The organism is Shinella lacus, from assembly GCF_010994755.1.
GTDB classification, from domain to species: Bacteria; Pseudomonadota; Alphaproteobacteria; order Rhizobiales; family Rhizobiaceae; genus Shinella; species Shinella lacus.
Genome location: NZ_WHSB02000011.1, coordinates 102,821 through 128,056, shown reverse-complemented (window position 1 = coordinate 128,056; position 25,236 = coordinate 102,821). Strand labels below are relative to the sequence as shown.

The 25,236-nt window shown below is 64.7% G+C and carries 23 protein-coding genes; 4 read left to right on the top strand and 19 right to left on the bottom strand.

Annotation, left to right across the window (positions count from 1 at the left end; genetic code table 11):
• Positions 1-26 precede the first annotated feature (26 nt).
• The 8 genes from GB927_RS24590 to GB927_RS24555 form a co-directional block, all read right to left on the bottom strand.
• A complete protein-coding gene (locus GB927_RS24590; protein WP_256119864.1) occupies positions 27-344 on the bottom strand; it encodes a Dabb family protein in 318 nt (105 codons plus the stop codon).
• A gap of 8 nt (positions 345-352) precedes the next feature.
• Complete coding sequence (locus GB927_RS24585) at positions 353-2,008, bottom strand: GMC family oxidoreductase (protein WP_256119863.1); 1,656 nt, start codon at positions 2,006-2,008, stop codon at positions 353-355.
• A gap of 19 nt (positions 2,009-2,027) precedes the next feature.
• Complete coding sequence (locus GB927_RS24580) at positions 2,028-2,798, bottom strand: 3-ketoacyl-ACP reductase (RefSeq protein WP_256119862.1); 771 nt, start codon at positions 2,796-2,798, stop codon at positions 2,028-2,030.
• On the bottom strand, positions 2,795-4,303 hold the full coding sequence (locus tag GB927_RS24575) for a GMC oxidoreductase (RefSeq protein WP_256119861.1): 1,509 nt from the start codon (positions 4,301-4,303) through the stop codon (positions 2,795-2,797). Before GB927_RS24575 ends, GB927_RS24580 begins: the two co-directional genes overlap by 4 nt.
• 7 nt (positions 4,304-4,310) lie before the next feature.
• Complete coding sequence (locus GB927_RS24570; RefSeq protein WP_256119860.1) at positions 4,311-5,426, bottom strand: ABC transporter ATP-binding protein; 1,116 nt, start codon at positions 5,424-5,426, stop codon at positions 4,311-4,313.
• A gap of 4 nt (positions 5,427-5,430) precedes the next feature.
• The gene (locus tag GB927_RS24565; protein WP_256119859.1) at positions 5,431-6,312 is read right to left on the bottom strand and encodes a carbohydrate ABC transporter permease; all 882 of its coding nucleotides are present in this window, start codon (positions 6,310-6,312) and stop codon (positions 5,431-5,433) included.
• Positions 6,309-7,190: a carbohydrate ABC transporter permease gene (locus GB927_RS24560; RefSeq protein WP_256119858.1), complete on the bottom strand. Its 882-nt coding sequence runs from the start codon at positions 7,188-7,190 to the stop codon at positions 6,309-6,311. Before GB927_RS24560 ends, GB927_RS24565 begins: the two co-directional genes overlap by 4 nt.
• Positions 7,191-7,343: 153 nt before the next feature.
• Positions 7,344-8,558, bottom strand: coding sequence for an ABC transporter substrate-binding protein (locus GB927_RS24555; RefSeq protein WP_256119929.1), 1,215 nt, complete (start codon positions 8,556-8,558; stop codon positions 7,344-7,346).
• Between the two features lie 371 nt (positions 8,559-8,929).
• On the opposite strand from GB927_RS24555, the gene GB927_RS24550 reads away from it, so the two are divergent.
• Positions 8,930-9,982, top strand: a complete 1,053-nt coding sequence (locus GB927_RS24550) for a LacI family transcriptional regulator (RefSeq protein WP_256119857.1) — start codon at positions 8,930-8,932, stop codon at positions 9,980-9,982.
• 47 nt (positions 9,983-10,029) lie between these two features.
• On the opposite strand, the gene GB927_RS24545 is transcribed toward GB927_RS24550, so the two are convergent.
• From GB927_RS24545 to GB927_RS24525, 5 genes are read right to left on the bottom strand one after another with little or no spacing between them, the layout of a single operon-like run.
• Positions 10,030-11,535 (bottom strand): aldehyde dehydrogenase family protein, encoded by a 1,506-nt coding sequence (locus GB927_RS24545; RefSeq protein ID WP_256119856.1) that lies wholly within the window; start codon positions 11,533-11,535, stop codon positions 10,030-10,032.
• Positions 11,535-12,314: an enoyl-CoA hydratase/isomerase family protein gene (locus GB927_RS24540; RefSeq protein WP_256119855.1), complete on the bottom strand. Its 780-nt coding sequence runs from the start codon at positions 12,312-12,314 to the stop codon at positions 11,535-11,537. The genes GB927_RS24545 and GB927_RS24540 overlap by 1 nt, the downstream gene beginning before the upstream one ends.
• On the bottom strand, positions 12,307-13,920 hold the full coding sequence (locus tag GB927_RS24535; protein WP_256119854.1) for an acyl CoA:acetate/3-ketoacid CoA transferase: 1,614 nt from the start codon (positions 13,918-13,920) through the stop codon (positions 12,307-12,309). Before GB927_RS24535 ends, GB927_RS24540 begins: the two co-directional genes overlap by 8 nt.
• A 5-nt stretch (positions 13,921-13,925) precedes the next feature.
• Positions 13,926-14,927: a Gfo/Idh/MocA family protein gene (locus GB927_RS24530; RefSeq protein WP_256119853.1), complete on the bottom strand. Its 1,002-nt coding sequence runs from the start codon at positions 14,925-14,927 to the stop codon at positions 13,926-13,928.
• Complete coding sequence (locus GB927_RS24525) at positions 14,924-15,970, bottom strand: LacI family DNA-binding transcriptional regulator (RefSeq protein ID WP_256119852.1); 1,047 nt, start codon at positions 15,968-15,970, stop codon at positions 14,924-14,926. Before GB927_RS24525 ends, GB927_RS24530 begins: the two co-directional genes overlap by 4 nt.
• A gap of 366 nt (positions 15,971-16,336) precedes the next feature.
• Here GB927_RS24525 and GB927_RS24520 point away from each other — a divergent pair, with 366 nt between their 5' ends.
• The 3 genes from GB927_RS24520 (at position 16,337) to GB927_RS24510 (ending at position 19,295) form a co-directional block, all read left to right on the top strand.
• On the top strand, positions 16,337-17,503 hold the full coding sequence (locus GB927_RS24520; RefSeq protein ID WP_256119851.1) for a dihydrodipicolinate synthase family protein: 1,167 nt from the start codon (positions 16,337-16,339) through the stop codon (positions 17,501-17,503).
• Between the two features lie 94 nt (positions 17,504-17,597).
• Positions 17,598-18,287, top strand: coding sequence for a uracil-DNA glycosylase (gene ung, locus GB927_RS24515; RefSeq protein ID WP_256119850.1), 690 nt, complete (start codon positions 17,598-17,600; stop codon positions 18,285-18,287).
• Positions 18,288-18,320: 33 nt separating this feature from the next.
• Complete coding sequence (locus GB927_RS24510) at positions 18,321-19,295, top strand: squalene cyclase (RefSeq protein ID WP_256119849.1); 975 nt, start codon at positions 18,321-18,323, stop codon at positions 19,293-19,295.
• A gap of 21 nt (positions 19,296-19,316) precedes the next feature.
• On the opposite strand, the gene GB927_RS24505 is transcribed toward GB927_RS24510, so the two are convergent.
• From GB927_RS24505 to GB927_RS24480, 6 genes are all read right to left on the bottom strand, one after another.
• Positions 19,317-20,267 carry a nucleoside hydrolase gene (locus GB927_RS24505; protein ID WP_256119848.1) on the bottom strand — a complete coding sequence of 317 codons (951 nt, stop codon included), beginning with the start codon at positions 20,265-20,267 and terminating at the stop codon, positions 19,317-19,319.
• Positions 20,268-20,307: 40 nt separating this feature from the next.
• Positions 20,308-21,543, bottom strand: coding sequence for an NAD(P)/FAD-dependent oxidoreductase (locus GB927_RS24500; RefSeq protein WP_256119847.1), 1,236 nt, complete (start codon positions 21,541-21,543; stop codon positions 20,308-20,310).
• 118 nt (positions 21,544-21,661) lie between these two features.
• Positions 21,662-22,504 (bottom strand): metal ABC transporter permease, encoded by an 843-nt coding sequence (locus GB927_RS24495; protein WP_256119846.1) that lies wholly within the window; start codon positions 22,502-22,504, stop codon positions 21,662-21,664.
• Positions 22,501-23,373 carry a metal ABC transporter permease gene (locus GB927_RS24490; protein WP_369431715.1) on the bottom strand — a complete coding sequence of 291 codons (873 nt, stop codon included), beginning with the start codon at positions 23,371-23,373 and terminating at the stop codon, positions 22,501-22,503. Before GB927_RS24490 ends, GB927_RS24495 begins: the two co-directional genes overlap by 4 nt.
• Positions 23,370-24,239 (bottom strand): manganese/iron ABC transporter ATP-binding protein, encoded by an 870-nt coding sequence (locus GB927_RS24485; RefSeq protein WP_305112426.1) that lies wholly within the window; start codon positions 24,237-24,239, stop codon positions 23,370-23,372. The genes GB927_RS24490 and GB927_RS24485 overlap by 4 nt, the downstream gene beginning before the upstream one ends.
• Positions 24,236-25,126, bottom strand: coding sequence for a metal ABC transporter substrate-binding protein (locus GB927_RS24480; protein ID WP_256119845.1), 891 nt, complete (start codon positions 25,124-25,126; stop codon positions 24,236-24,238). The genes GB927_RS24485 and GB927_RS24480 overlap by 4 nt, the downstream gene beginning before the upstream one ends.
• Positions 25,127-25,236: the final 110 nt, after the last annotated feature.

Sequence of the window (25,236 nt, the reverse complement as noted above, 5' to 3'; positions counted from 1 at the left end):
CGCTGCGCACTTTTGCTGGAATTGCTTTAGTCGTCGGTTTCGAGGTCGTAGACGAGGATGCCCGCGATGCCGCCTTCGGCGGCGGCGACGAGCCGGCCGCCGGTCTGCTTGTGCTCCGGGTCTTCCAGATAGGCATCCCGCGCGAAACTGTCGGCGAAGTCGACGATGAATCCGTCGGCAAAGCCCTTGTCCATGCCCTCTTCCGGGCTGACATTCGTGCCGATATGCACGGCGAGCATGCCCGGCAGGCGCTCCTTCAGGGCGTCGATCTCGTTGAAGAGCTCGGCCTTGTAGTGGGCGGAAATGGTCGGCTTGAAGTGGATGAAGACGCAGTGGCGGATCATGGTATCCCCTATCTTATGTCGGCGCGGGCACGGGGCCGCGCATCGTTGCGTTCATGCAGGAAGACCTGAGCCGGCAGCGCCGGCAGGCCGCGGATGATGTCGGCGCCCTTTTCGCCCACCATGATGGTCGGCGCATTGGTGTTGGACGAAGGAACGCGCGGCATGACAGAACTGTCGCAGACGCGCAGGCCTTCAAGCCCGTGCACCTTCAGATCGAGGCCGACAACGGCGTCCGCCCCCGTGCCCATCTTGCAGGTGCCGACGGGGTGGTGGTCGGTCTTGGCATTGGCGCAGCCGTAGGCAAACAGGTCCTCTTCGGTCATCGCCTTCGGCCCCGGCAGGCGCTCGGCCAGCACATAGGGTTTCAGCGCGGCCTGCTGCATGATCTCGCGGGCGAGCTTCAGGCCTTCGATCGACATTTTCCGGTCATGCGGGTCTTCCCAATAGTTCGGGTCGATCAGCGGCGCGGCGGAGGGATCGGCGGAGGACAGCCGGACCGTGCCGCGTGAGCGCGGATGCAGGTAGGCGGAGTTCAGCGTCACGCCGGCATTCTTCAGCTTTTCCACGCCCGCCTCGATGCCGGAGCCGAGGCCGAGGTGGAACTGGATGTCCGGCGAGCGGGCATCCGGATCGGCATACCAGAAGCCGCCGGTCTCGAAGAGCGAGGAGGCGACGGGGCCGGAGCGGAACAGCACATATTGCAGGCCGGCCCACAGCGTGCGATGCAGCTTGGCGACGCCGTCATAGGTGTGGTCGCCGGTGCATTCGGAAATCACGAACAGGTCGAGATGATCCTGCAGGTTGGAGCCGACGCCGGGCAGGTCGTGTTTGACCGCGACGCCGACGGATTTCAGGTGGTCGGCCGGGCCGATGCCGGATTGCTGGAGCAGTTTCGGCGAGCCGATCGCGCCGGAGGAGACGAGCACCTCGCGTTCCGCTCGGATCGTCTCCATGCCCTTTGTTGTGACAACCTCGACGCCGATGGCGCGCGTGCCTTCCAGCACAATGCGGGCCACGCGGGCGCCGGTGCGGATCGTCAGGTTCTTGCGATCCTTGATCGGCGAGAGGTAGGCGAGCGAGGCGGAGGAGCGGCGGCGGTTGCGCTGGGTCAGTTGGTAGAAGCCGACACCCGCCTGCTGGCGGCCGTTGAAATCGTGGTTGTAGGGAATGCCGAGCTCCTGGCCGGCGCGCAGATAGGCGTCGCAGATCGGCAGCGCCGAAACCGGCATGGAGACGCCGAGCGGCCCGCCATAGGAATGGTAGTCGTCGGCAAAACGCTGGTTGTCTTCGGCGCGCTTGAAATAGGGCAGGATTTCCCGGTAGCTCCAGCCCTCGCAGCCGTCTTCGCTGGCCCAGAGGTCGTAGTCGGCGGCATTGCCGCGGGCATAGAGCTGCGCATTGATCGAGGAGCCGCCGCCGAGAACTTTCGCCTGCGTATAACGTAGCACGCGGCCCTTCATATGTTTTTGCGGCACGGTCTCCCAGCCCCAGCTCGCAACACCCTTGGTCATCTTGGCGAAACCGGCCGGCATGTGGAACAGCGGGTTCCAGTCCCCGCCGCCGGCTTCCAGCAGCAGCACGCGCACGCTCGGATCTTCCGAAAGGCGGTTTGCCAGCACGCAGCCGGCAGGCCCGGCGCCGGTGATGATGTAGTCGTAGGTCATGCCTTGGTCCTCAGAATTTTCAGAGCCGGCCGATCGAGAGCCCGCCGTCGAGATTGATCACCGAGCCGGTGGCGAAGGCGAACTGGCCTGTTGCGAGCGCGGCGGCGGCGGAGCCGATGTCGTCCGGTTCGCCCCAGCGCTTCATCGGCACGAGGCCGCCCTCGATCAGCGTGTCGTATTTTCCCGAAACGCCGGCCGTCATGTCGGAGCGGATGATGCCGGGGCGGATTTCGAAGACGGAAATGCCGGTGTCAGCCAATCGCAGCGCCAGCCCCTGGCTGAAGGCGGCAAGCCCGGCCTTTGTCATGCAGTAGTCCAGCCGTTCCGGCGAGGCGAGCGAGGCGGAAACGGAGGTGATGTTGATGACCGAGCGCGGGCCGGCCGCCTGTTTGGAATGCAGCATCGCCTTCAGCACGGCTTGCGTGAAGAACACCGTGCCGCGCAGGTTGGTGCCGACGATCGTGTCGAAATTTTCCGGCGAAAGATCGAGGAAATCGCCGCGCACGACGGAGGCGATGCCGGCATTGTTGACGAGGCAGCCGATGGCGCCGAGTTGGTCTTCTATCGCCTTGACGGTGGCTGCGTGGCCGGAGAGATCGGCGAGGTCGGCCTTGAGATAGATCGCGCGGCCGTCGAACTCGGCCAGCATGGCGTCGGTCGCGGCATCGCTGTCGCCGATGCCGGTGATGGCGATGTCGAAGCCCTGCGCCGCGAGCGCTTTTGCGATGCCGAGGCCGATGCCGCGGCGGCCGCCGGTGACGATGGCGACGGGGCGTGCTGGTGTCGTCATACGGCGAGATCCCTCGATTTGATGCGGTCCGCGACGCGCAGCGCCTGGGCGGCAACGGACAGCGCCGGGTTCACCGCGGCCGAGGTCGGCAGGTAGGAGGCGTCGACCACGAAGAGGTTCGGATGGTCATAGGCGCGGCTCCAGATATCGAGCGGCGCCGTTGCCGGATCGTTGCCGATGCGCACCGTACCGCATTGATGCGAGGGCGTGCGCTTGTCGAAGGCGCGGGCGAGCACGATGGGGAAACCGGCCTTCTTCAGCGCGGCCTTCAGCTTGGTGACCAGGTCGAGATGGGCCTGCCAGTTGGTGCGCGTCCATTTCATGACGATGCGGTCGCGGTCCACCGTGATGCGGCTTTCCGGATGCGGCAGGTCCTCGCTCATTGCGTAGAAATCGATAGCGCGGGCGGCGACCTGTTCCAGCAGCCATTCCGGCACGGAGGGCATGTTGGCCTTGAGTATCTTTCCCGAGACGCGGCCGAGGAGCTGCACATTGCCGAGCGGCGCGCCGCCATTGCCGTCCGAGAGGTAGTAGTCGTTGAAGCCAAAGCTCTTCTGGTAGACGGATGTGTTTTTATAGAAGGGCGAGACGCCGATCACGGCGCTCGAATTGTGGTTCATGAAGTTGCGGCCGACCTGGTCGGAGCTGTTGGCAAGCCCCTTCGGAAAGGCCTCCGAGGCCGAGCGCAGCAGCAGCACGGCCGATTGCACGGCGCCCGCCGAGAGGATGACCAGTTTTGGCGAGATGCTGTGCGCCTCGCCATCGCGCATGTAATGCACTGTAGAGATGGTGCGGCCATGCGGTGCGGTGGCGAGCCGGGTCACCCGGCAATTGGTGCGCAGCTCGACATTCGGGTGCCTGAGGGCTTCGGCGAGTGCCGTGCTTTCGGCATCCATCTTGCCGTCGTTGGCGTTCGGATGCGCATCCCACGGCGTCTTCGCCTTGGCGAGCCAGCGGTCGATATCGACGCCGAGCGGCAGCGAATAGGGGTGCAGGCCGTTTGCCTTCATCTTCGCGCGCACCTTCGCGATGGCGGGTTCGTCCGGCACGGGCGGGAAGGGGTAGGGCGCGGAATGGTGCGGCTCGCTCGGGTCCTCGCCGAGCGTGCCGCGCACATTGTAGAGCTTTTCCGCCGCCGAATACCACGGTTCCAGCTCTTCATAGGGAAAGGGCCAGGCTGGGGAGACGCCGTCGCGGTGGCGCATCTCCTCGAAATCTTCCTTGCGGTAGCGCACCAGCACCGCCCCGTAGAATTTCGAGTTGCCGCCGACATTGTAGTAGTTGCCGGGATTGAAGGCGGTGCCGTCGGCCTCGTACCACATCTCCTTCGGGCGGAAATGGCCGCGCTGGAAGATGGCGCGCTGGTCGCGGTTTTCCGGACGATCGGGCAGGTGGTCGCCCGCTTCCAGGATGACGATCCTTGCGCCCGTCGGGGCAAGCGCGGCGGCCATGGTGGAGCCGCCGATGCCCGATCCGATGATGACGATGTCCGGCTGCGTTGTCATGGTCTACTCAGGCGATGCGAAGCTGGCTGGCGGGGTCGAAGAACACCGCCTTGTCGAGGTTGAAGGCGAGGCGTGCGGTCTGGCCGGCGGCGATGCGCACGTCGGCGCGAAGCCGCGCGACGATTTCCTTGCCGCCGAGATGGGTGACGGCGAAGGTGTCGGCGCCGGCGGGCTCCACCACCTCGATCAGGCAATCGCCTTCCGCGACGGTGCGGGCATTGCGGTCCGCGCCGTCCGGGTCGGTCAATGCTTCCGGGCGGATGCCGAAGATCACATCCTTGCCCTTGTAGGCGGCCAGTCCGCCGGGCGCGTTCGGCACGGACAGCACCAGCGGCTCCGCCTGGTGGCGGGCGAGCGAGACGGCCATGCCGGCGCCGTTCTGCTCGATCCTCGCCGAAAGCAGGTTCATCGCTGGCGAGCCCATGAAGTCGGCGACGAAGATGTTGGCGGGGTTGTTGTAGATTTCCGCCGGCGAGCCGAACTGTTGCAGCACGCCGTCCTTCAGCACCGCGATCTTGGTGGCGAGCGTCATCGCCTCGATCTGGTCATGCGTCACGTAGACGATGGTGGTCTTCATGCGCTGATGCAGGCGCTTGATTTCCGTGCGCATGTCGACGCGCAGCTTCGCGTCGAGGTTCGATAGCGGCTCGTCGAACAGGAACAGCTTCGGGTCGCGCACCAGCGCGCGGCCCATGGCGACGCGCTGGCGCTGGCCGCCGGAGAGCTGGCCTGGCTTGCGCTCCAGCAGATGTCCGATCTGGAGCATGTCGGCGACCTGCTTGATCGCCTTGTCGCGCTCTTCCTTCGGCACGCCGCGAATTTCCATGCCGAAGGCGATGTTTCCGCCGACCGTCATGTTGGGGTAGAGCGCGTAGGACTGGAACACCATCGCAATGTCGCGCTTCGAGGGATGCAGGCCCGCGACCGAGCGGCCGTCGATGGCGATGTCACCTGACGTGATCGGCTCCAGGCCGGCGATGGTGTTGAGCAGCGTGGACTTGCCGCAGCCGGACGGGCCGACCAGCACGAGGAAGCCACCCTGCTCGATCTCGAGGTTGATGTCCTTGAGGATTTCGAGCGAACCGTAGGATTTGCGCAGATTGCTGATCTTGAGGAACGACATGAGGTTATCCTTTCACGGCGCCGGACATCAGGCCGCGCACGAAGTACCGTCCGGAGACGATGTAGACGATAAGGGTGGGCAGTGCGGCGAGGATCGCGCCTGCGAAGTGAACGTTGTATTCCTTCACGCCGGTCGAGGACGAGACGAGGTTGTTGAGCGCCACCGTCATCGGCGTGGTGTTCGCGCCGGAGAAGGAGGCGCCGAACAGGAAGTCGTTCCAGATATTGGTGAACTGCCAGATGACGGAGACGACGATGATCGGCCCCGAGGACGGCAGCAGGATGCGGTAGAAGATCTGGAAGAAGCTCGCGCCGTCGATCTGTGCCGCGCGCACCAGCTCGGTCGGGAAATTTTCGTAGTAGTTGCGGAAGTAGAGCGTGGTGAAGCCGAGGCCGTAGACGATGTGCACCAGGATGAGGCCCCAGAGCGAACCAGCTAGTCCCAGCATGCCGAGGATGCGCGCCATGGGGATCAGCACGATCTGGAACGGGATGAAGCAGGAGAGCAGCAGCAGGCCGAAGAAGATGTTCGAGCCCTTGAACTGCCACTTGGTGAGCACGTAACCGTTCAGCGCGCCGATGATGGTGGAGATCGCCACGGCCGGAACGACCATCAGGATCGAGTTGATGAAGAAGGGGCGAAGGCCCGTCGGCTGTACGCCGATCTGCGCGGTCGACCAGGCTTGCAGCCAGGGCTCGATCGTCCAGACCTGCGGCAGGTTCAGCATGCCGCCCTGGCGGATTTCGTCCAGCGGCTTCAGCGAGTTCACCAGCATCACGTAGAGCGGCAGCATGTAGTAGACGGCGAACAGGATGAGCGCGGTATAGATCAGCGCGCGCGTCAGCTTGTTGTGCGAGATGACGTTGTCGGGATTTTGAGCGCTCATCGGCCTTTGCCTCCGCGGATTTCGGAATAGAGGTAGGGGATGATGATCGAGAAGATCATGACCAGCATGATGATGGCCGACGAGGCGCCGATGCCCATCTGGTTGCGGGTGAAGGTGTAGGAATACATGAAGGTTGCGGGCAGTTCGGTCGCCTGGCCGGGGCCGCCGCCGGTCAAGGCAACGACGAGGTCATAGGCCTTGATGGCGAGGTGGGCGAGCACGACGAAGGCCGACAGGAAGACCGGGCGCATTAGCGGAATGATGATGCGGCGATAGATGGTGGTGGTCGAGGCGCCGTCGATCTGGGCGGCCTTGATGATCTCGTTGTCGACGCCGCGAAGGCCGGCGAGGAACATGGCCATGACGAAGCCGGAGGACTGCCAGACGGCGGCGATCACCACGCAGTAGATGGCGTAGTTGCGGTCCTTGATCCAGTTGAAGGCGAAGCTTTCCCAGCCCCAGAGGTGCATGGTGTTCTCAAGCCCGATGCCGGGATCGAGGAACCACTTCCAGGCCGTGCCCGTCACGATGAAGGAAAGCGCCATCGGGTAAAGATAGATCGGCCGCAGGATGCCTTCCGCGCGGATCTTCTGGTCGAGCAGGATGGCGAGCCCCAGGCCCAGCACCGAGCAGATGACGATGTAGAGCGAGGCGAAGATCGCGAGATTGGAGATCGCCCGCCACCAGTGCGGCAGCGCCCAGAGCTTGGTGTAGTTGCTCAGTCCCACGAAGTTGTAGGAGGGCAGCATCTTGCTGTCCGTCAGCGACAGGAAGCCCGTATAGGCGATGAAGCCGTAGACGAAGACGAGCACGATGAGGAAACTGGGTGCCAGCACGAGCTTCGGCAAAAGCTCCTGCAGCCGGCTGCGGCTATCCATGGTCGATACCACCGTTGAAATCGGGTTGCAGGGCGGCGCGTGGCCCCCTCATCCGGCTGCCGCCACCTTCTCCCCGCTGGGGAGAAGGGCTTTGCCGCGACGTTCAAATCCCCTCTCCCCAGTGGGGAGAGGGTAGGGTGAGGGGCTAGCCTCTTACTTCGCAGCCTCGACGGCGGCCTTGAGTTCCGTCACGGCTTCCTCGGAGGAAAGCTCGCCGTTGAACTGGCGGGTCACGACGTCATAGATCGCGTTCTTGACGGAGGCCGGGTTGGCGTGGCCGTGTGCCATGGAACCGAACAGCGAGCCGTTGGTGTTGGCTTCCGCGAGGTCCTTGATGGCCTTCTTGCCGCAATCGTCGAAGGCTTCGTCCGAGACGTCGGTGCGGGCCGGCGCCGAGCCCTTGACCACGTTGAAGGCCGACTGGAAGGCCGGGCTCTCGATGGCGGATGCCATCACGAGCTGCGAGGGAACCTTGTCGTCGGCAACCTTGAACATCGCGAACTGGTCGGAGTTGAAGGTGACCGAACCCTGCGTGCCCGGGAAGCGCATGCAGACGAAGTCCGTGCCCGGCTTTTTGCCGGCCTTGATGAATTCGCCCTTCGCCCAGTCGCCCATGAACTGAACGCCGGCCTTGCCTTCGATGACCATGGCGGACGCGAGGTTCCAGTCACGGCCCGAGAAGTTGTCGTCCACGTAGGAACGCAGCTTCGTCATGCGGTCGAAGGCTTCCTTCATCTGGGGGCTGCCCAGCGTTTCCGGATCGAGGTCGATGAACGCCTTCTTGTAGAAGTCGTTGCCGAAGGAGAGCACGACCGCGTCGAAGATCGTCGCGTCCTGCCACGGCTGGCCACCATGCGCCACCGGCGTGATGCCCTGTTCCTTGAACTTGTCGAGAAGGGCGACGAGTTCATCCCAGTTCGTCGGCTCCTTGCCGCCGGCTGCATCGAGGGCTGCCTTGTTGACCCAGACCCAGTTCGTGGAGTGCACGTTGACCGGCGCTGCGATCCAGTGGCCGTCATACTTCGAGAACTGCTGGAGCGCGGTCGGAATGACCTTGTCCCAGCCTTCCTTTGCGGCCACGTCGTCGAGATTGCCGAGTGCGCCTTCCTTGGCCCAGTCGAGAATGTCGAAGCCGAGCATCTGCACGGCGGTCGGCGCATTGCCGCCTGTGACGCGGGCGCGCAGAACCGTCATGGCTTCCGTGCCGCCACCGCCGGCAACCGGCATGTCGGTCCAGGAAATGCCCTTGGCTTCCAGGTCCTTCTTCAGGACGTCGAGGGCGGCTGCCTCGCCGCCGGATGTCCACCAGTGCAGAACCTCGACGCCTTCGGCTGCCTTGGTAGCGGACATGCCGCCCATGGTCATCATCACCGCGGCGATCGCAGTGGTTGTCAGAAACTTGCGCATCGTATTCCTCCCGTTTGCAAGTTCGAGGGCGAGAGCCTCCTCCCGCCGATTTCCCCGACGCCCTTGAAGGCATCGGAATTCCGTTTGCGGCTCAAAGTGCCGCGCCAATTTAAAACGTTGTAAATTTGCGGAGTCAAGTCGCTCCGGTAGCAGAGGCCATGTGCTTTCGCAAATGCGGTAAATTCAGGCAGTGCAGGCGATTGCCGCAAATCCGGGCGCTTTTTGCAGTGCACGGAAAACGTTTTAAATTCTGTGCAGCGCAAGATTGCTAGAGGCGGGGTGCGCCGGTATGGTGCCGCCGATCGACGTCCGCCATCCAAAGAAACGCACCCGTGTCCCGCATCGAAAAGCCCGCCGACAGTGAACCCGCCCGCAGCCCGCCCCGAGCCGGCAAGCCGACGCTGAAGACCATTGCCGAACTGACGGGCCTTGCGATCACCACGGTCTCCCGCGCGCTCGGCAATGCGCCGCAGATTTCGGAAAACACCCGTCGGCGCGTGCACGAGGTGGCCGCCGAGATCGGCTACCTGCCGGACCGCGCCGCCCAGCGCCTGAAGACCGGCCGCACCAATGTCATTTCCGTGCTGCTCGACCCGCACGAGGAAATCCTGGGCTTCGGCACATCCATCATGCATGGCCTGGCGCGCGCGCTCCAGGCGACGCCCTACCATCTCATCGTCACGCCGAATTTTCTCGACGGCAGCAATGTCGATGCGGTCAACTACATCATCCGCAACGGCATGGCCGATGGCCTGATCTTTTCGCGCACCGAGCCTTTTGACCCGCGCGTGCGGCTGCTGCTCGAAAACGGCTTTCCCTTCGTCACGCATGGCCGCACGGAATTCTCCACCCCGCATGCCTTCGTCGACTACGACAATTTCGCCTTCGCCTACGAGGCCGCCAAGCGGCTGATCGTCAAGGGCCGGCGCAAGGTGACGATCATCCTGCCGCCCAAGCGTCTCACCTTCTACCAGCACATGCTGCACGGCTTCATGACCGCGGTGCGCGAGGCGGGCATCGCCTACGAAATCCCCGAGACGCTCGATCTCGACAGTCCCGCCGACATGATCCGCGACTATGTGCGCCGCCGCAGCGCCGAGCCCGACGCGCCGGATGGCTTCGCCTGTCCCGGCGAAGTCTCGGCGCTTGCCACCATCACCGGTATGAGCGACCAGGGTTTTACGCTGGGCACGGAATACGACATCGTCGCCAAGCAGACCTCGCTGCTCTTGAGCCAGATCCAGCCCAAGGTCGAGACGATCTACGAGGACCTGAAGGCGGCCGGCGAGGCCATGGGGCAGTTGCTCCTGCAGCGCATCGTCGGCGAGCCGGTCGAGGACCTGACGATCCTGCAGAACCCGCAATTCAGCTTCCCGACGCCCTGAGCGGGCGGCGGAGCCGGTCCCTGCCTTGGTTGTCGGGAAGGATTTGCTCATCGCGGCATCCACCAGCCGGTGCGTGCACCCATATGCATGTTGAGCGTCTTGGTCTCGGTGTAGTCTTCCACGGCATGGCGTCCGAGTTCGCGGCCGAGGCCGGACTGGCGGTAGCCGCCGAAGGGCAGTTCCGAGGCGCCGTCCATGAAGGTGTTCATCCAGACCGTGCCGGCGCGCACCTTGCGGCCGATGGTCAGGCAGGTGTCGAAATCGCGGCTCCACACGCCGGCCGACAGGCCGTAGTCGATGGCGTTGGCGATGCGAATAGCCTCTTCCGTCGTCTCGAAGGTCAGCACCGAGAGGACAGGGCCAAAGACCTCTTCACGGGCGACCGTCATGTCGGGCAGCACGCCGGAGAGGATGGTCGGCGTCATGAACTGGCCGAGGCCGAGATCGAGCGCGCCGCCGCCAAGCGCGACCGAAGCGCCGGCCTTGGTCGCGCCGTCCACATAGGAGCCGATCTTTTCGAGGTGCTGCGGCGTAATGATCGCGCCGACCTGGGTCGTCGGATCGAGCGGATCGCCGACCTTCACCTTTTTCGCCAGCTCCGCGATGCGGGCGGTGACATCCGCGGCAATCGACTTGTGCAGGATCAGCCGCGAGCCGGCATTGCAGCATTCGCCGGCATTGAAATAGGCGCCGAAGACGGCGGCGTCGATAAACTCGTCGAGATTCGCGTCCGGGAAGACGATCTGCGGGTTCTTGCCGCCGAGTTCCAGCGAGACCTTCTTCAGCGTCTGCGCGGCATTGGCCATCGTCAGGCGGCCGACGCCGGTGGAGCCGGTGAAGGAGACCATGTCGACATCCGGATGCGTCGTCATCGGCGCGCCGACTTCGGGGCCGGTGCCGGTGAGGATGTTGACGACACCGGCCGGAACGCCGGCTTCGACGAGGATCTCGCCGAGAACCAACGTCGAGCCGGAGGTGAGCTCCGAGGGTTTGACCACCGTGGTGCAGCCGGCAGCGAGCGCGAAGGGCAGCTTCTGGCTGACAATCAGGAAGGGGAAGTTCCAGGGCGTGATGATCGAAACGACGCCGATCGCCTCGCGCAGCACCACGCCGAGCGTGCCTTGGCCGAGCGTGTTGTAGCTTTCGCCGTGCAGATCACGGGCAAGCGCTGCGGCATAGCGCCAGATGTCGGCGGCACCACCGAGTTCGCCCTTCGCCTGGCTGATCGGCTTTCCGCTCTCGATGCAGTCGAGGAAGGCGAGTTCATCGGCGCGGGCGGCGATGAGGTCGGCGGCCTTCAGCAGGATGTTGGAGCGCTCGGCGCCCGTCATGCTCGGCCACGGACCCTCGTCGAAGGCCTTGCGGGCTGCGGCGATGGCGCGTTCGGCATCGGCCTTGGTGCCGGCCGGATAGCGGCTCACCACGATGCCGTGGCCGGGTGCCACGCGCTCAAGTGCCGGGCCGGCACCTTCCGTCCAGACGCCGTCGATCAGCATGCGGAAATCGCGTGCCTGGAAGTTGTCAAGCGCCTTGGGTTTCACATGCGCGGTCATTACCATTCTCCCTTGAAGTCTGCGGGGCGTTTTCCCGTGAAGGCGGCGACGCCTTCCTTCAGGTCCCCGGTCTTGGCGACGAGGATCGAGCCGAGGGCCTCCACCGCCGCACCATTGTCTTCATTGTTCGCCACCGCGATCATCAGCTTCGACACTTCCGTCGCCGCCGGCCCGCGCGCCGCAATGCGCGCCGCATAGGTCTTCGCCGCTTCGACGGCTGTTCCGGTCTCCACGACCTGATCGAGGATGCCGAGTGTTTCCGCTTCCGCCGCCGCCAGCACTTCGCCGCCGAGCAGCATGCGCCGCACCGCCTGCGCGCCAAAACGCTTCACCAGCCGCTGCGTGCCGGACCAGCCGGGCACCATGCCGAGGCCCGCTTCCGGCAGGCCGATCTTCACCTGCGTTTCGGCGATGCGGATATCGGCCGCAGCCGCCAGTTCCAGCCCGCCGCCCAGCGCATGGCCGTTGACAGCGGCGATCAGCGGCATGCGCAGCGTCGCCAGCCGTTCGAAGACGCGGTGGCCGAAGCGCACCCAGGCGTGGCCGAATTCGTTGGCCTCCATGCCGCCCCAGGCGCGGATGTCGCCGCCGGCGGAAAAGGCCTTGCCTTCGCCGGTGAGGATCGCGACGCGCACCGCGGCATTCGCCTCGACATCGTCGCAGGCGGCGGACAATTCCTTCAGCATGTCGATGTCGAAGGCGTTGAGCTTCTCCGGCCGCGCGACGGTGATCGTCGCGATGGCGCCTTCGATGGATATGCGGATGCGCGGTTCAGCCATGGTGCGCTCCTGCCAGCTTGCGCGGTGCCTTCTGCGGCAGCGTCAGGCCGATCGGCGCATCGGTGAAGAGTGCTGTGTCCATCACCTTCAGGTCCGGCGAAACGATCAGTGCAAATTCCGACTGGTCGAGGATATGCGCCTGGAGATCGACGCCCGGCGCGATCTCGGTGAGCATGACACCCTCGGGCGTCAGCTTCAGCACGCAGCGCTCGGTGACATAGGTGATGTCCTGCCCCTGCGCGACACCGCGCGGGCCGGAGAAGGTGACATGCTCCACGGCATTGACCAGCTTCTTCAGCTTGCCTTCCTTCTCGATCACCAGCTTGCCGCCTTCGACGGAGAGTTTCGCGCCGGCATTGAACATGCCGGAGAAGACGATCTTCTTCGCCCGCGCCGTGATGTCGACGAAACCGCCCGCGCCCGCCGTCACATGCGGCCGGAACGACAGTTTCGAGACGTTGACCGAGCCGTCCTTGCCGATTTCGAGGAAGGAGAGCAGCGAGGCATCGAAGCCCGCGCCCTGGAAATAGGTGAACTGGTAGGGCGAGGGCATGAAGGCATCGGCATTCGAAGCGCAACCGAAGGCGAAATCGAGCAGCGGCACGCCGCCGACGGCCCCCTGTTCGATCACCCACGTCACTGCGCCATGCAGGCCTTCTTCGAGTAGGATGCGCGGCACGTTAGCGGAAATGCCGAAGCCGAGATTGACGGCGCTGCCGGCTTCCAGCTCCTGCGCCACGCGGCGGGCGATGACCTTCTGGATGTTGAATTCCGGCACGCGGAATGTGTCGAGCGGCCGAAAGATCTCGCCGGAAATCGCGGGGTCGTACAGCGTCTGCGTCGTCTGCTTCTGGTCCGGATCGACCACGACATAATCGACCAGCACGCCCGGCACGCGCACGTCATGCGGTTTCAGCGAGCCTTCCTTGACGATGCGCTTGACCTGCGCGATCACGATGCCGCCATTGTTGCGGGCGGCGAGCGCCTGGTCGAGCCCGCCGAGATAGGCGCCCTCGTGTTCATAGGTCAGGTTGCCGCGTTCGTCGGCCGTGGTGGCGCGGATGATCGCCACCTGCGGCGCGATCGCCTTGAAATAGAGCCATTCCTCACCGGCGAAGGTGATCTTCTCGACCACCGGTTCGCGTGCCGCCGAAGCGTTCATCGCGCAGCCTTCGCGGCGCGGGTCGACGAAGGTTTCGAGGCCGACCTTGGTGATGACGCCGGGGCGTTTTGCTGCGGCCTCGCGGTGCATGTCGAAGAGGATGCCGGAGGGGATGTTATAGGCGGCGACCTCGTCGCTACCGATCATCTGCCAGATCAGCGGCGGTTCGGAGGAGGAGGGGCCGGACGGGTAGGAGCCGCCGATGATCTTCTTCAAAAGACCCTTTTTCGCAATGTAATCCACGCCCTTGATGCCGCTCATGTCGCCGGCGGCGATCGGGTGCAGCGTCGTCAGGTTCTTCGGGCTGCCGGTCTCGTCGAAGCGTTCGCCGATCGCCTTCAGCATCAGGTCCGGGCAGCCAAGACCGGAGGAGGAGGAGACCGAAACGACGGCGCCGTCCGGGATCAGATCTGCGGCCTGGCGCGGGGTGATATGCTTGCTCATAGGACTTAAATTCCGGGTTCGATGCGGACCGCCCGGCCCGTGCGCGCCGCCTCGACGACGGCAAGCCCCGCGGCCAGCGACCAGACGCCGTCTTCGCCGGTGGCGGACGGTTTTCCGTCGCCCTTGATGGCCGCATGGAAGGCCGCAAGGGCGGTTTCATAGAGATTGCGATGGTCGAGCGGCAATTCCTGCTCGCCGCTCGCGTCGCGCAGCGTCACGGTGCCGGCGGCGCGCTGCGTCATGACATTGCGGCCGATCAGCGAGCCGTCCGTGCCGTGCACTTCCAGGCCGGTTTCGGCGAATTTGGTGGTGAAGCCGTCATGGAACTGGGCGATCACGCCGTTCCGGAAGCGCAGCACGCCCATCACGGCATCCTCCAGCCCCGCCTTTCCCATGCCGCCGGCCTGTGCGAAGGCGATCGCCTCCGCCGGATCGTCATCGAGCACGAAGCGCAGCGTGTCTGTGTCGTGCACGGTGATATCGAGGATGACGCCGCCGCCGGCTTCCGGGCGATCGAGCCGCCAGCCCTGCAGGTGGGGCGGCAGATAAACGGCGTGGAAGACGCGTGCCGAGAGCGGCGTGCCGATGCGGCCGGCCTTGATCGCCTCGCGCATTGCCCCGTGCGTCGCGGCATTGCGCAGGTGGTGGTTGGTCGCCATCACGACGCCGGCGTCCCTAGCGGCTTGGACCATCGCCCGGGCATCATCAAGCGACATGGCGAGCGGCTTTTCGCAGAGAATGTGTTTGCCCGCCTTGGCTGCGGCCAGCGCCTGGTCACGGTGCAGTTCATTGGTCGTCGAGATGTAGACGGCGTCGATGTCGGGATCGTCGACGATTTCGGCGAGCGTCGTCACCGACTTCGCAATACCCTGCTCGGCGGCATAGGCCTTGCCGCGCTCGGCGTTCGTGCTCATCACGGAGACGATTTCGCCCCCCGTCGCGCGGATTGCGCCGATCACCCATTCCTTGGCGATCGTGCTCGCCCCGATCAAACCCCACCGTGTCATGCCGAAATCCTCCTCGTTTTATCCTTCAGCCCGGCGCCGCAGCTCTGGCGCACCACGAGGCGCACGGAGCTGACGATTGTCTCGGGCTCCACCCGGCCCGCATTGACCTGTTTCAAAAGCATCTGTGCCGCGCGCCGACCCATGCCCTGCGGATCGACGGAAACCGTCGTCAGCGCCGGCACGGCGGTCTCGGCCTCGATCACGTCGTCGAAGCCGACCACGCCGAAATCGCGGCCGGGCTCCTTGCCGGCAGTACGCAGGCCGTCGCAGACGCCGAAGGCGGCCGCGTCATTGAAGCAGAGTGCGGCCGTCGGCGGCTCGGGCAGCGAGAGTGCGCGCTCGATGGCGGCGACCCCGCCGGCACGCGATGCCGTCGAGCCGATGACGCAGCTGTCGGGCGCGCCGAGGCCGGCTTCCGCCAGTGCATCACGCCAGCCCTGCACACGCTCCGCAAAGACCGTGGTGTTGGCGATGCCGCCCAGGAAGGCGATGCGGCGATGGCCGAGGTCGATCAGGTGCCGGACGGCATCCTTCGCGCCGGCATAATTGTCGGAAAACAGCGTCGAGACCTTCGCGCCGACCACGTTGCGCACCACGGCGACGACCGGGATGCCGCTTGCTGCCAGCGGCTTCAGGTCGGACGCTTCCGTGCCGCGTGCGGGAGAGATGATCAGCCCGGCAATGCCATGTTCGCGCATCGAGGCGATGACCTCGCGCTGGCGATCGACGCTTTCGGCGGAATTCGACAGGAACTGCACGTAGCCGGCCGACTGCATGACCATGTCCATGCCCACCGCAAGCTCGGCGAAGAAGGAGTTGGTGAGGTCGTTGACGATGATGCCGATGATGCGCGAGGAGGCGGATTGACGAAGGTTCGCAGCGCCACGATTGTAGACATAACCGAGTTCGCGGATGGTGGCGTTGACCTTGGCGCGGGTCGTCTCGTTAACGAGCGGGCTCGACTGGAGGACGAGCGAGACGGTCGATTTCGACACGCCGGCGGCGCGCGCAATATCGACCACGGTCACCCGGCTCTTGTTCACGATCATCCTCCCAACGCGCGGCGTCTTTCGCCTGCTTGTTGATGTCAAATAATTGGATCGTTCCAAATTTGTCAAGAGGTTTTTGTGACGAATAGCGGTAGAAGCCTTTGCGGCCTCTCGACCACGCCTGTGCCCTCTCCACCCGTCATGGTCGGGCTTGACCCGACCATCCATGCTGCACGCGCAACGCCCGGGCTTGTGGATCCTAGGCTCAAGGCCGAGGATGACGACCGAGGGTGGGGCGATGGCTTCCCGCATAACTTCGGTTGCTGCGCGCATGTCGATCGGGGCGGCGTGTTTTCAAAAATCACCTTGAAACTTGGAACGATCTAAATTATTGCCCTGGAAAACCCCTGGGAGGATTTCATGTCAATCAGCCTTACCCTGCCGCAGCCGGATGGTGGCCTTGCCCGTTACGATCTCGTCGGCACGCCGCTTGTCCGGCCGTCCGCGGTGCCACGCTTCAACCGCATCGCCTATGCGGCGGCGCATGTGGTCTCCGATCCGCGCCGCGACACACGGCCGTGGGAGGCGCCGGCGGTGGACTGGGACGCGACCCTGGCCTTCCGGCATCATCTCTGGTCGCTCGGCTTCCGCATCGCCGAGGCGATGGATACGGCGCAGCGCGGCATGGGGCTCGACTGGGCGGGCGCGCAGGAACTGATCAGCCGTTCGCTCGCCGAGGCGCGCACGGTGCCGGGCGCCGATCTCGCCTGCGGTGCCGGCACGGACCATCTCAACCCGGCCGATGCCCGCTCGCTGGACGATGTTATCCGGGCCTATGAGGAGCAGGTCGGCTTCGTCGAAAAACATGGCGGCCGGGCGATCATGATGGCGAGCCGCGCGCTTGCCCGCCTTGCCAAATCGCCGGACGATTACCGCAAGGTCTACGGCCACATCCTCGGCCAGGCGAAGGACAAGGTCGTGCTGCACTGGCTCGGCGACATGTTCGATCCGCAGTTGAAGGGCTATTGGGGCTCGGACAGCTTCGAGCCGGCGCTGGATGCCGTGCTCTCGATCATCGAGGAGAACCGCGACAAGGTCGAGGGCATCAAGATTTCGCTGCTCGAAAACGCCAAGGAAGTCGCGATGCGCGATCGTCTGCCGGAGGGCGTGTTGTGCTTTACCGGTGATGATTTCAATTATGCCGAACTGATCGAGGGCGATGGCCGCAAATACAGCCATGCGCTGCTCGGCATTTTCGATGCGGTGGCGCCGCAGGCCTCCAAGGCGCTCGCTTCGCTTGCCGCCGGCGATGTCGAGACGTTCCGCGCCGTCATCGAGCCGACGGTGCCGCTGTCACGCAAGATTTTCGAGGCGCCGACGCAATATTACAAGGCGGGCGTCGTGTTCCTTGCCTGGCTGAACGGTCACCAGGACCATTTCACCATGCCGGCCGGCATGCAGTCCGCTCGCGGTGTCACGCATTATGCAGACGTCTTCCGCCTTGCCGACCAGGCGAATGTGCTCGACAAGCCGGAACTGGCGGCCGCGCGCATGAAAAGCCTGATGACGGTGCTGGGCGTCGCCTGAGATTAGCTGTGGATGACCGGCCCTTTGGCCGGTGCTCCCGGCCATCCGGCGTTAAACTCCGCTTCCTTTCGCAAGTGCTGGACGGGAGCGGACGATGACGGATGTGAAGATCGGCGAGAGCTGGAAGACGCCGCTTTCGGCGGAATTCTCCAGCCCCTACATGGCCGACCTCAAGAAATTCCTGCTGGAGCAGAAGCAGGAGGGGCGGCGCATCTTCCCGAGGGGTGTCGAGTATTTTCGCGCACTCGACCTGACGCCGCTCGACGAGGTGCGCGTCGTCATTCTCGGGCAGGACCCCTATCACGGCGAGGGGCAGGCGCATGGCCTGTGCTTTTCCGTGCAGCCGGGCGTGCGCATCCCGCCGTCGCTGGTCAATATCTACAAGGAAATGCAGACGGACCTTGGCATCGCGCCGGTGCGCCATGGTTTTCTGGAACATTGGGCCAAGCAGGGCGTATTGCTGCTCAACAGCGTCCTGACGGTGGAGATGGGCCGTGCGGCCTCGCATCAGGGGCGCGGCTGGGAGCGGTTTACCGATGCCGTCATCCGTGCCGTCAACGAGCAGGAAAAGCCCGTCGTCTTCATTCTCTGGGGCTCCTATGCCCAGAAGAAGGCGGCCTTCGTCGATCGCAGCCGCCATCTCGTGCTGCGCTCCGCCCATCCGTCGCCGCTCTCGGCGCATAACGGGTTCCTGGGTTCCAAGCCGTTTTCGCAGGCGAATGCGTTTCTGGAAGAACACGGCCGAGAGCCGATCGACTGGCAGCTTCCAGCGACGCCGGAATAGAAATTGCCATGCGGGGCTGCTAGACTTCGCCCCATGGCTCCCTCCGGTTCGGTCATCGACTGGCTTCTCGCTTCGGATCCCGCGATCCGCTGGCAGGTGCTACGCGATCTCCTGGATGCGCCGGAAGCGGCATGGCAGGCCGAGCGCGCCAAGGTGGAAACCGAGGGCTGGGGCGCAGAACTTCTCTCCCATCAGGATGCGGACGGGCAATGGGCCGGCGGCGCCTTCATGCCGGCTGATTATTCGGAAGAGAAATGGCGCGAACTCGGCCAGGCCTGGACCGCCACCTGCTTTTCGCTCCAGCAGCTTCACGATTTTGGCCTTGATCCCACATCGGACCGCGCGCGGCGTACGGTCGACCTCATCGGCCGGAATTCCCGCTGGGATCATGACGGCCAGCCTTACTGGGACGGTGAGGTGGAGGAGTGCATCAACGGGCGCACGGTGATCGCCGGGGCCTATTTCGGCGTCGATGTCTCGCCGATCGTCACGCGCCTGCTTAGCGAACGGCAGGCGGACGGCGGCTGGAACTGCGAGCGCTGCAACGGCTCGCACCGCTCGTCCTTCCATTCGACGATCAATGTGCTGGAAGGCCTTCTCGCCTATGAGCAGGCGGTGGGCGCCACGGCTGAAACGCGGGCGGCACGGGCGGCGGGTGAGGACTATCTGCTGGAACGCGGCCTGTTTCGCCGCCTGAGCACCGGCGCGCCGGCCGACGAACGCTACCTGAAATTCCTGCACCCGAACCGCTGGCGCTACGACTTTTTGCGCGGCCTCGAATATTTTCGCGCAGCGTCTCTCGCGACCGGCGCGGCGCCCGATCCCCGCCTCGGCGAGGCCATCGACCATCTGCGCGCCCGCCAATCGCAGGATGGCACCTGGCCGCTCGACTGGCAGCTCAAGGGGCCGGTCTGGTTCGAGATGGAGGCGGTGGGAGAACCCTCGCGCTGGGTCACGCTTCGGGCCTTGCGCGTCCTCAAATGGTGGGATGAATACGCCGGCCGGTGACGGGTACCGGCCGGCGGTTTTTCAGCGAACGAGCGTCTCGTCGAGCAGCGCCATCACCTTTTCCGCATCGATGCCGATGCAGGCGTGCTGGCTGGGCAGGTCGTCCCAGTTGCCGGGCGGGAAGCTGCGGGCGTCGGGCTTCTGGATCGTCTGGCCATCGGCGATGCCGCCGGCGACGACGCGGATCGCGCCCGAGCGGGTGGTGAAGAGGTCGGGTGCGATGAGGTAGATGCAGGCGCAGCTGTCATGCACCACCATGCCCTCGTCCTTCACATGCTGGCCATAGAAGTCGATGTAGAACTGCGAGATGTCGGAAAGCAGTTTCAGGTGCTTGCCGTTCTGCGCGGTCAGTTCGGCGAGGCGCTTGCGCGTCATCACGGTCTTCATCGTCACGTCGAGGCCGACGACGACCACTTTCCACGGCGCCATCATCACCGCATCGGCGGCTTCCGGGTCGCCGTGGATGTTCGCCTCGGCGGCGGGTGTGATGTTGCCGGGCACATCGAAGGCGCCGCCCATGATGATGACCTGTTTGACGAGGCCTGCAATCGCCGGGTCTTCCTTCAGCGCATAGGCGAGGTTCGACATGCGGCCGACGGCGATCAGCGTCACCTCGCCGGGATTTGCCCGGACGGTCTCGATGATGAAGCGGGACGCCGAACGCGGGTCGAGCGGCAGGTCGATCGTTTCCGGCACGTCGATATTGCCGAGCCCGTCATGGCCGTGGATCATCACCGGCCAGTCGATCGGGTTGCGCATCGGGTTGTAGGTCTTGCCGTCACCCTTGGCCACCGGTGCCTCGATGCCCCATTCGCGCTTCAGGAACAGCGCATTGCGTGTCGTCGTCTCAATTGCGGCATTGCCGAAGACGGTGGTGATGCCGATCAGGTCGATCTCGGGGTGATTGTGCAGGAACAGCAACGCCATCGCGTCATCGACGCCGGGATCCGTATCGAAAATAACCTTATGCATGGTCGGTCTCTTGTTTGTTGTTGTTATGGAGATCGCGCGCCTACTGGAAACGGGCGATGGAGAAGGGGGTGAGCGCCGCGTCGCCTTCGCCGGCGAGCAGGCGCGCGACATGGCGGCCGGTCGTTGCCGAAAGCGTCAGGCCGAGATGGCCGTGGCCGAAGGCAAAGGCGATGCGCGGGTCGCCGGGATGCAGGCTGATCACGGGCAGCGTGTCCGGCGTCGAGGGACGGCGGCCCATCCATTCCGTGCCGCCCTCTTCCTGGAGATCCGGCACGTAGCGGCGCATTTTCTTGCGCATGGCGGCGGTGCGCTTGTAGTTGGCGGGGGCCTCCGGCGAGGCGAGTTCCACCGCGCCGCCGATGCGCAGCGCATTCTCGAAGGGGGTGGCGACGAAGCCGTGCTCGGAGAAGAAGACCGGCATTTCCAGCGTGGTCGAAGGGTTCATGAAGGTGGTGTTGTAGCCGCGCTCGGTTTCGAGCAGCACCGTCAGGCCGAGATCGGCGACGAAGCGGCGCGACCAGACGCCGGCGGTGATGGCGAGGCGATCGAAGGTGAACTCCCGTCCGCCTTCCGTGCGCACGATGACGCCATTTTCCGCGCGCGCAACCGAGGACACCGTGGCATCGAGCAGCGTCGCCCGCTCGCGCAGCACCGCCTGGAGGCGGCGCAGGAAGGTCAGCGGATAGTCGAAGGTCTTGTAGCCATCGCTGAAGATTGCGCCGGCGAAGGCGCCCTGCAAGGCGGGCACGCGGCGGCGGGCTTCTTCAGTCGTCAGCTTCTCGACGTTGCAGCCGATCAGCCGGGCATTTTCCGCCTCATGGGCAAAGGTCTTGTCGCGGGCAGCAGTGCTGTCGAAGACGGTGAGAGCGCCGGTGTCGCGCAGATGGCCGCTGATGCCGGCCATGGTGCCGAGGCGCACATGGTCCGCTTCCGCGGTCTTCATGAGGGAGAGCATGGCGGCGCGGCTGGCGGCGACCTTGTCCGCGCTTGCCGAGAGCAGGAAGCGGATGAGCCAGGGGGCGAGTGCCGGCAGGTCCTGCCAGCGCACGGTGAGTGGCCCCTGCGGATCGAGCAGCCATTTCGGCACGGACAGCAGCATGCCGGGCCGGGCGAGCGGATCGATCTCCGGTACGGCCAGGATGCCGGCATTGCCGACGGAAGCCGGCAGGCCGCCGGCGTCCCGCTCCAGGATGGTGACGCTGTGGCCCTGCTCCAGCAGATTGAGCGCTGTGGCGCAGCCCATGAGGCCGCTGCCGACGATACCGATATGCGCCATGCCGTCCCGTTGCTTGTTCTATCTTTCGTTGCGACCGGCCGCGAAGCACCGCCTGTCGATCGCGCGGGACGATAAACGCAAACCGGACGTCTGTCGACAGACCCGCGCCCGCGCCGGATCAGGCCTCCTGCGCGGGCTTTCGGCTTTGCAGCACATTCCACAGGAAGGCGAAGACGAAGAGGATGGTCATCAAAAGCACGATGGTCGGGGCCGGTGCGCTGTCGATGATGAAGCTCAGCCAGATGCCGAAGAAGGTGGCGCCAAGCGCAACGCTGACCGCGACCATCAGCATGCTTGGGAAGCGCCGGGTGACGAGGGCGGCGATGGCGCCGGGGGCCACCAGCATGGCGATCGCCAGGATGATGCCGACCGCTTTCAGCGCGCCGACGACGACGAGCGACAGCACGGCGAGCAGGCCGTAGTGCAGCAGGTTGACGGGCAGGCCGATGGCGGACGCGTGCTGCCGGTCGAAGGCATGCACCAGCAGGTCCTTGCGGAAGAGCAGGATGAAAGCCGTGGATGCGACGGCGATCGCTGCCGTCTCGACGAGATCGGACACGGCGATGCCGAGCATGTCGCCGAACAGGATATGGTCGAGATGGATATCCGGCTGGATCTTGACGTAGAGCACCAGGCCGAGCGCGAACATGCCGGAGAAGACGATGCCGAGGATCGTGTCTTCCTTCACCCGGCTGTTGTCCTTGAGGTAGCCGGCAGCGAGCGCGCAGAACAGGCCGGCGACGAAGGCGCCGGCCGCAAAGGGCAGGCCGACGACATAGGCGATGACGACGCCCGGCAGCACCGCATGGGAGACCGCGTCGCCCATCAGCGACCAGCCCTTCAGCACGAGGTAGCAGGAGAGCAGCGCCATCGGCACGGCGATCATCAGCGTCACCAGGAAGGCGTTCTGCATGAAGGCGAGCTGGAAGGGCATGATCGCGAGTTCGAGCGTCTCGTTCATGGCTGTGCGCCTTCTGCGGGTTCAAGCGCCAGCCGGCCCTTGCGGCGTGCGGCGAGGAGGCCGTGTTTGGGGGCGAAGAGGAAGGCGAGCAGGAAGATCACCGTCTGCAGCACGACGATGATGCCGCCCGTTGCGCCATCGAGGAAGTAGGAGATATAGGCGCCGACGAAGCTGGTGCCGCCGCCAAGGGCGGCTGCGATGACGATCAGGCGCTGGAAGCGGTCGGTCAGCAGATAGGCGGTGGCGCCCGGCGTCACCACCATGGCGATGACGAGGAAGGCGCCGACCGTCTGCATGGCGGCGACCGTGGAGGCGCTGAGCAGGGTGAAGAACAGGATTTTCAGGCCCGTCGGGTTGAGGCCGATCGAGCGGGCATGGCTCTCGTCGAAGAAGGTGACCATCAGATCCTTCCACTTCAAGAGCAGGATGAGCAGCGTGACGGCGCCGATGATGGCGAGCTGGATCGTATCCTCCGGGCTGACGGCGAGGATATTGCCGAGCACGATGGTCTGGATGTTCACCGGCGTCGGCGAGAGCGAGACCATGAAGAGGCCGAGGCCGAAGAAGGAGGAGAAGATCATGCCAATGATCGCGTCTTCCTTCAGCTTGGTCTTGCGGTTGAGGAAGAGCATGGCGGCGGCGGCGAGCCCGCCGGAAAGGAAGGCGCCGGCCGCGAAGGGCAGGCCCAGCATATAGGCGCCGGCAACGCCGGGCACGATCGAGTGCGAGAGGGCATCGCCGATCAGCGACCAGCCCTTCAGCATCAGATAGGCGGAGAGAAAGCCGCAAATACAGCCGACCAGCGCGCTGACCCACATGGCGTTGACCATGTAGCCATAGCCGAAGGGTTCGAGCAAAAAGTCGATCACGGCGTCTTCTCCGTGTCGCGCTCGCTGTAGATGACGAAGGGGCGTTCGTCGTCGGTAATGACCTTGACCGAACGCTTGTCCTCGTCGTCGTGCAGATCATGCCCACCGAGGATGAAGTGGCGCAACACGCCGCCGAAGGCGCGTTCCAGGTTGGCTTCGGTGAAGGTCTCCTTCGTCGGGCCGGAGGCGATGACCGTGCCCTTGACGAAGACGGTGCGGTCGCAGAAATCCGGCACGCTGCCGAGGTTGTGGGTGGAGACCAGCATGACGCGGCCTTCGTCGCGCAGCTTGCCGAGCAGTTCGACGATCTGTTCTTCCGTGTTCACGTCGACGCCGGTGAAGGGCTCGTCGAGCAGGATCACCTGGCCTTCCTGCGCGAGGGCCCGGGCGAGGAAGACGCGTTTGCGCTGGCCGCCGGAGAGTTCGCCGATCTGGCGCTTGCGGAACGCGGCCATGTTGACGCGCGTCAGCGCCTCGTCGACCAGGTCGTGGTCGTGCTTGGTGGGGATGCGCAGCCAGTTCATGTGGCCGTAGCGGCCCATCATCACCACGTCCTCGACCAGTACCGGGAAGGTCCAGTCGACCTCCTCGGCCTGCGGCACATAGGCGACGAGGTTCTTCTTAAGCGCTTCCTTCACGGAAAGGCCGAGGATCGTCACCTTGCCGGCGGCGACCGGCACGAAGCCCATGATCGCCTTGAAGAGCGTGGATTTGCCCGCACCATTGACGCCGACAAGCGCCGTGATCGTGCCCTTCGGCACGGAGAAGCTCGCATGGCGCAGCGCCGTCATGCCGTTGCGATAGGTGACGGTGACGTCCTCGGCGACGATACCGTCCACCCTCTTCGGCTTGCTGCCCATCATCATTGCGAAAGGCCTTTCACGATGGTTTCGGAGGTCACGCGCAGCAGGTCGAGATAGGTCGGCACGGGGCCGTCCGCCTCGCTCAGCGAGTCGACATAGAGGATGCCGCCATAGGTGGCGCCGGTCTCGGCGGCGACCTGCTTGGCGGGGTCGGCCGACACTGTGCTTTCGGAGAAGACGACGTGGATATCGTGCTCGCGTACCGCGTCGATCACCGCCTTAACCTGCTTCGGCGTGCCCTGCTGGTCGGCATTGATCGGCCAGAGGAAGAGCTCCTTCAGGCCGAAATCGCGGGTGAGGTAGCTGAAGGCGCCTTCGCTGGTGACGAGCCAGCGCTTGTCTTCCGGCAGCGCATCGATCTTCGCCTTCATCTCCGCGCCGAGCGCCGTGATCTTCTCGCTATAGGCCTTCGCATTGGCGTCGTAGGTCGCGGCATTGGCGGGGTCGAGGGCGACCAGCGCTTTGCGGATATTCTCGACATAGATCAGCGCATTGCTGGGCGACATCCAGGCATGCGGGTTCGGCTTGCCCTCATAGGGGCCTTCCACGATGCTCATCGGCTCGATGCCCTCGCTGACCGTGACGTTCGGCACGTCGCCGAGATTGGCAAGGAATTTCTGGAACCAGAGTTCGAGGTTGAGGCCGTTCCACAGCACCAGCTTGGCATCTTGCGCCTTCAGGATGTCGCGCGGCGTGGATTGGTAATTGTGGATCTCCGCGCCCGGCTTGGTGATCGATTCCACCACGGCGGCGTCGCCCGCCACGTTCGAGGCGATGTCGGCGATGATGGTGAAGGTCGTCACGACCTTCGGCTTTTCCTGGGCGATGGCGGGTGCGGCTGAGAGAAGCGGCAGGCTGAGAAGAAGGGCATGAAACGAACGGCGGAGCATAGGCTCTCCTGATCTGCTTTTGCGAATGAGTTGCATTAAACTATAGGGCGCTTTTGACGCCTGTCAACGCAATTGCAAATCATTCGCAAAAACGTGCCGAAATCGCACGC